The organism is Chthonomonas sp. (genome assembly GCF_035294505.1).
Taxonomy (GTDB): domain Bacteria; phylum Armatimonadota; class Chthonomonadetes; order Chthonomonadales; family Chthonomonadaceae; genus Chthonomonas.
In genome coordinates this window covers 1-7,349 of sequence record NZ_DATGKU010000108.1, presented here as the reverse complement: position 1 = coordinate 7,349, position 7,349 = coordinate 1, and the positions used below count along the sequence as shown (strand labels likewise).

Below are 7,349 nucleotides of genomic sequence, written 5' to 3'. Positions count from 1 at the left end.
AACGCCCCGATAACCTTTTCGCCCAGTTGCAACTTCTGCAGGTGGCCGCACGTCAAGGAGATGTTGCCACCCTTAAGCAGGCGCTCGCCATGCTGCAGGCAAGAACCACCACCTTTCCAAAGGAGGCCTTGTCGCTTTTTGAACAGCTTAAGGCGGCCGTTCAGGCCAACAATATCCGCCAAGCCGCTCTCCTCTCTCGCTTTCTGGAAAACAGCCTCACTCTCACCGGCACCTACTTTCAAAGCCGCTTGGCGCTAGCAGGCAGCGCTAACCAGATAGGCGAGCCGATTTTGCACTTTTTGAAGCTTCCCAACCCGCCCTCTACCCCGGCCCCACCCGATCTTCAGCTCTCCTATAGCCCCCAACCTATCCCTGCCCCTCTAAACCATGCTGTTGTTGCGGGTGCTACCTGGCTGGATAGCAGCGGCGCCCCCCTGCTCTATGTGGCCGATGCCAAAACCGTTTGGCTTGGAAACGGGCAACGTCTTGCTTTTCCGGGTGGTTCTGCCGCCGTTCCGCCCGCACCGGAAGGCATTCTTCCTCTCGATGTTAACTACGACGCCAGAATGGATTTTGCCCTTGCGGGCGCCGGTGGCTTTCGTCTCTACATACAGACCCCTCGGCAGACTTTTCAGGATGTCACCGCTCAAACACATCTGCCCGCCACTCTCCTTACCACCCCCTATGTAGCCGCATGGCAAGCCGACCTGGATGCGGATGGCAACATGGATATCATCCTCGCCCCCCTTCATGGAAAGCCGATAGAGCTGCGCAACAACGGGGACGGTACGTTCACCCCCCTCTATCCCTTTGCCGAGCTAACCGATGCCCGCGCTTTTGCCTGGGCTGACCTCGATGATAGCGGCAACCCCACCCCCTGCTTCTTGGACGCACATGGCCATCTCCACCTGTATGCAAACCTGCGTTCCGGCCTGTTTCAACCGGAAAAAGGGCCGGCCGTAACGGGCAAATTGGCCGCCCTAGCGGTGGGCGATGCGAACCCAAACGGGGAGATAGACCTTTTAGCTTTGACAACAACAGGGACCGTTCTGCGCATCTTTTGGGACGCGGAGAGCACCTCATGGAAAAGCGCTCCCCTCACCACCTGGCCTAACGCCCCCCACGATCTGATGCCGGGGAAAGCGACCCTGTTGATGGGCGATTTGGATAATAACGGCGGCGAGGATATTGTGGCCTCCGATGGGCACACCACACAGATTTGGCTTTGCGATGAACACTGGCACTATAAGCCCTATCTCACGCTTCCTTATGCCGTCACCACCTTAGAAGACCTTACCAACAACGGCCTGCTCGACCTCGTCGGCACCGATGCCCAAGGAAAACCGGTGGAGTTGCTTGCCCATTCGCCTAAAGCCTACCATTGGCAGGAGCTGCGCCCTGCGCCCGACCCCACCGAGTTCCGCTCGCATACCACCTCCACCGGAAACGCGCGCATCAACTCCTTCGCTATTGGGGGCACTATGGAGATGCGCGCCGGTCTCCTCTATGAAAAGCAGCCTATTCTGGCACCGGTCGTTCACTTTGGCTTGGGCACCTACCCTCACGTGGATGTTCTGCGCACGGTTTGGCCCAACGGCGACTCCAGCGCCGAGTTCCTCGATACCCTCAAACCCGATGCCTCCGTGCCCGCCCCTCACCGCCTTACCGGCTCTTGCCCCTTCCTGTGGGCGTGGAACGGAAAGGAGTTTGCCTTTGTTACCGACTTTCTCTGGAGCTCGCCGCTGGGCCTGCGCATAGATGCCCAAGAGACGGCAGGTACCCCGCAAACCACCGACTGGGTGAAGATGCGAGGAGACCAACTTGTGCCACGAGATGGCCTCTACGATGTACGCATCACCGCCGAACTTTGGGAAACTCACTTCTTTGACTATGTGGCCCTCATGGTCGTAGACCATCCTAAAGGTACAGAGGTCTGGACGGACGAGCGCTTTGCCATGCCGCCCCCTCCGCATAAACTGATCGTAACCGGCCCCCTCCATCCGGTAGCCTGGGCAAAAGATGATCAAGGGCACGATGTATCGGCCATTCTTGCTGCACGTGACGGGCGCTATCTCGGTGGATTTGGTCTAGGGCGATTCCAGGGTGTTACCCGCGACCATTGGGTTGAGCTTGACCTGAGCAATGCACCGTATCCGGGCCCCCTGTGGCTGGTCTGCCAAGGCTGGATTCACCCAACAGATAGCTCCATCAACGTGGCCATCAGTCACAGCCATTACCCCAAACCGCAAAGCCTTTCGCTTTGGGTGCCGGACGCAAAAGGCCGATGGATCGAGGTTCGTAAGAATTTGGGGTTTCCAGAAGGCAAGCTCAAAACCATCCTGATCAATTTAGATGGGGTGTTCCGCCCCGGTGCTCCCCGACGGATTCGCCTAAGAACGAACCTCGAAATCTATTGGGATGCCATTCGTTGGGCTGTTGGTCTGCCGAAAACACCCCTCCACATTCGGCTGTTGCCGGTTCACACAGCTGTTTTGCGCTATCGAGGCTTCTCCGATATTCGTGCCAAAGACGCCTTCTCTCCAGAACTTCCCGTCTCTTACCAAGTCGCCACCAAGGTGGAGAAATGGCGCGACCTGATCGGCTACTACACCCGTTACGGCGATGTTCGTCCGCTGCTAACCCACATAGACGATAGATATGTGATTATGAATGCCGGCGACGAACTGCAGCTAACCTTCCGCGCACTGCCGCCTCCCCCAGCCGGCTGGACTCGTGATTTCATCATGATCGGCGATGGATGGGAAAAAGACGGCAACTACAACACGGCCTTTTCAAAGACGGTTTTGCCTCTACCCTCTCATGCCAACCCCAACTACAACCGACCGCCCGGCTCTCTCGAAGACGACCCTGTTTACCAAAAGCATCGCCAAGACTGGCTTACCTATCAAACCCGCTGGGTCGCCCCCTATGCCTTCATGCGAGGTATTCGCCCTTGATGTCCGTTGCGCAAACCGTGTCCAAATGGAACAGGTCTGATTCCTGCTTCAACGCGCCATGACTTAAGGGAAAGCGCGTGTGCCTTGAAGAGCCGGTGAGATAGGCGACTGTCATCTCGAGCCGAAGGCACCTGCCATTTCGAGCCGCAGACGAGATCAACAACTGTCATTCCAAGCCGAAGGCAACTGTCATTTCGAGCCGAAGGCGAGAAATCTTAAGTTTCCATTCCCACCGGTGCTGAGGGGTAGGAGGTGGGGCTGGAGAGGCTAGCGTTTCTAGAGCCAATCCGTAGAGCAAGCCTATCTTGCTCGCCCCCTATCCCATCCTTTCGTCCTCGCGGACGGCAACGCAGCGGCCAGAGAAAGAGACGATCAAAGGGAATCTCCCAGGCCGCTGAGGCGGCCATCCCCTCCCCCTGTCAGGCGAGGGCGTCGGCTGCAGAGCCAGCGATACGCCTGTCATTTCGAGCCGCAGACGAGATCAACAACTGTCATTCCAAACCGAAGGCAACTGTCATTTCGAGCCGGTCACACAACTGTCATTTCGAGCCGAAGGCGAGAAATCTTGAATTTCACTTCGCACCAGTTCTGAGGGGTAGGAGGTGGGGCTGCAGAGGCTAGCGTTTCTAGAGCCAATCCGTAGAGCAAGCCTATCTTGTTCGCCCCCTATCCCATCCTTTCCCCCGATTCGGGAGGTGCTAGCGCACGGCAACGCAGCGGCCAGAGAAAGAGGCGTTTAAGACAACCTTTCTGGTCGCAAAGGTGCCGTCCGCGAGGACGCCCACCGCGAGGTGCCCCTCTCCCTGATAGGGGGAGGGGCGGGGGGATGGGGGCTTGCAGAGCCGAAGGCGAGATAAACAACTGTCATTTCGAGCCGAAGGCGAGAAATCTTGCGTTTCAATTCCTTCACGGTTCTAGAGTCGGTTTGCAGAGCACGCCTATCTTGCTCGCCCCCTATCCCGTCCTTTCCCCCGATTCGGGAGAAAGGGGGCGGTTGTGTTGAGTTTCCGAAGGGAAGGTTATCATAGAAAACTGCCAATGAACTTATTGGTCTCCCCTCTCCCCAATGGGGGGAGGGGCGGGGGGTGGGGGGCCTGGAGGGCGAGGGCGTCGGCGATCATGTCACCTCGAAGCGAAGCTGAGAGGTCTTCTCATTTCATTCTCACTAGGGGAAGGGCATCGGTTGCAGAGCCGGTCTCCACAGGCGTTAATAGAGTAGGGTAACCCCACCCCCACACGATTTTTTTGCCGCATTGATGTCCCGATCATGCTGTGCGCCGCAGACGCACGTCCATGCACACACAAAGCGGCCTCTTAACGGAATGCCTGATCTCTCTTGAGGCGTATATAGGGTAAGATATATTGTGCCTATACAACAGGGGAGAACGGTGACGCTTTTGCGCAACAACTGCATTCGATGGCTTGTACTCGGCATTTTGTTGGGGCTTTTGGGACTTCTCCCGCAGCCCTCAAAGGCGGTTTTGCCACACTCACCCCATCCTAGTTGCTGCCAGGGCCACCGTTCCGCTTGTTGCTGCTCGCACCACCAACCGTCCGCTCCAGCTTGTCTCTTTCTAGGGTGTGGGTGCACCCCTCATGGCAAAAGTCCTTCGCTGCTCCATTACAACACGTTCCAATATACAGGAGTTGTGCCAAAGGCTTCTACCCCACATACACCTCCTACGACACAGTGCCTCGCCCTCCATCGCTCTTCGGCTCCTTCTCTTCCCTCCGCTCCGAACACTCCGCCCGCTGTTCGCGCCCCTCCTTTCTTAGGCTAGATTGCGCCTTTTAAACATTCGTTCGATTTCTGCTTTCTCTATTCGATAGCAGTAAATATTCTGCAAAATCTATCCGATCGCATCATCCTGACTATCGTTGCGAGAGACGCAATCGCTTCGTTACCAAACTAAGAAAGGAAGGGACACTATGTTTTCCAACAGACAGATAGAACGACGCCGCTTCTTGTCGCTGGTTGGCGGTGTGGGCGCGGCCATGGCCATGGGTAGTGCACAAGCGCAAACCGAACCCACAGCCGGTTCCATGGCCTCCACAGAGGGATGGCCTACGCAGTTCGACCCCATGCGTATCGAGCCACGCTGGAACCCGCGTGAAATGCCAAAACCCGGCGATGTTATCCATGAATACGACATCGAATTGGTCATTGCCCGGCATGAAATTTTGCCGCGCATTGAATACCACGCCTATGCCTATAACGGCACCGTGCCCGGCCCGGAAATTCGCGTGAAAGAGGGCGAGTGGGTAAAGGTGAACTTTACCAATAAGACCCACGACTTTCATACCATCCACTGGCACGGGATGCAGCTGGCCAATGAGATGGACGGCGTGCCCATGGAGACCCAGTTCCCTGTGGCCTATGGGCAAACCTTTCAATACCTATTCCGCGCCCAACCGGCAGGCACCCACTTTTATCACTGCCACAACATGACCCCACTGCACATTCAGGCCGGCATGTATGGCGCGCTGATCGTGGAGTCCGACGACGACCCCGTCCGCAAACTGTTCCCCTATACGCGCGACTACACCCTGGTGCTGAGCGAAATTGACCTCAACATGGTGCGTGAGCAGATGAATGCGATGCTACAGATGGGGCATGTGATGGATGCCATGAACGGCTCGCCACAACTGATGCGTGAAATGTCGGGCAAGATGATGGGTTGGTTCGTTAACAAAGAGGCCTTTCTCAAAGCCATCGCCGATGGCTGGATACCCCCCTACGATCCCAGCCTGGCCGGTTCGGTAGAGCCGCCCAAGCCCAACTTTTTCATGATCAACGGAGTCTCCTATCCGATGACGGAGCCTCTCCGCATCCGGCGCGGCGAGTTCATACGAGTGCGCCTCATCAATGCCGGGTTTATGCCCCACTTCATGCACCTCCACGGCCACGATTTCTGGGAGGTCTGTCGTGACGGTGCGCCCCTATCCTCCCCCATTCAATTGAACACCATACCGGTGTTTCCGGGAGGCACCTGCGACATCATCGTTCACGGAAATAACCCAGGCAGTTGGCACTTCCACGATCACAGCGATCTCGCCTCTACCAATAACGGAGTTGCCCCCGGAGGCATGATGACAATGCTTATGTACGAAGACATGGCGGAGGCCGGCGTGCATGTGCCGGACTATGTGGCCGTGAACTCTTAAGGAAAAGGAGAGAACCTACGAATGTATAAATGGACACCTGTTTTTGTTGCTATCGCCCTCGCTTTGACTTGCCGGCAAGCGGGGGCGCAAGGGTCGGCAGGCCCCATCCCAGAAAAGCCCTCCATCGCCCCCCAGATCGAGCTTGATGGCACCGGCATCGCCACCCTAAACTACCAGACGCCGCGCCCTGCACCGCCGCCAACCGGCTCCGGCAGCACCACAGACCTGGATTTCGCCGACTCGTCCCTTCTGCTCGGCATCTCTCAGCGGCTCTATCATGGGGGCATCGGCAGCCTTGTGCTTGGCACCATAACGACCGGCGAGAGCGAGGCAGTTAGCAAAACCGGCCTCCTGCTTAGCCAACTCTACCTCGACTATCAAACGCAACCTTTCGAGGCCTATATCGGCCGCGCGAACACCCCTACCCATCTTTTCGATTTCCCCACCCTGCGTGGCGATGACCTTAATGAGTTCGTGAACCTGCCCAACCCTTTCTCCAATGGGGCCATTGCCGATGAAACGCGCTACAGTAATGTGGCCGCCGTTGAGTGGAACAGCCACCTACGCGACTTCTTCAACTTACACGTGCAACATCTCCTCCAAACCGCAGCACCTGGAACCGGCCAAACCGGCATTAACTCCTACGGTCTTACCTTTCGCTATGAGGCGCCGCCGGCCTTAGAAAGCATCGTCAAGATACCGTTTTGGGGGCTTGGCTATGAACATCAAACCATCGGAATCGCCCAAGGCGGGCCGGCCGATGTTCTCTATGGTGGGATCATCTACAACATCGCGCCCAACCCCATTCATCGTTTCGATCTGCGCCTGCTCGATATCTACAGCTTCAGCAACGGCCTCCATAGTTTCACCGGCTTTGCCGATACCTACCGTGCGGCGGCCAACTCGGTGGCGCTCTCGTTGCGCTACCTCTATGCGCTCAACGGCGTGCCGGGCTATGAGGTCGCCCTTACAGCAGGCTTCCGCAACTATGCCCGCGTGCACGACGCCAATACCTTTGCCCTCGCGCTTACCGGTGCAAAACGCCTCGGAGAGGGCTTCGACCTTGTCCTTCAATATATCTATCAACATCGAGGAGGCGCTTATGCCTCCGCCGTAGGACAGCCGAAAGATGAAAACCGGTTTGAAATAGGGTTTGTGTTCCATTTCCAAAACATCTTCAATCAACACATCGGCCCTCGCCGAACCCTTCAGAATCTACAGCATCAG

The 7,349-nt window shown here is 56.9% G+C and carries 3 protein-coding genes; all 3 read left to right on the top strand.

The annotated features are described in order from the left end of the window. Positions 1 to 2,957, top strand: a 2,957-nt coding sequence (locus VKV18_RS06290; protein WP_324203365.1) for a CRTAC1 family protein, incomplete at its 5' end; no start/stop codon positions are given. Positions 2,958 to 4,886: 1,929 nt separating this feature from the next. Continuing rightward, positions 4,887 to 6,122 (top strand): multicopper oxidase family protein, encoded by a 1,236-nt coding sequence (locus VKV18_RS06285; RefSeq protein ID WP_324203364.1) that lies wholly within the window; start codon positions 4,887 to 4,889, stop codon positions 6,120 to 6,122. 21 nt (positions 6,123 to 6,143) lie between these two features. After that, positions 6,144 to 7,349: hypothetical protein (locus tag VKV18_RS06280; RefSeq protein ID WP_324203363.1), on the top strand; the 1,206-nt coding region annotated here is incomplete at its 3' end.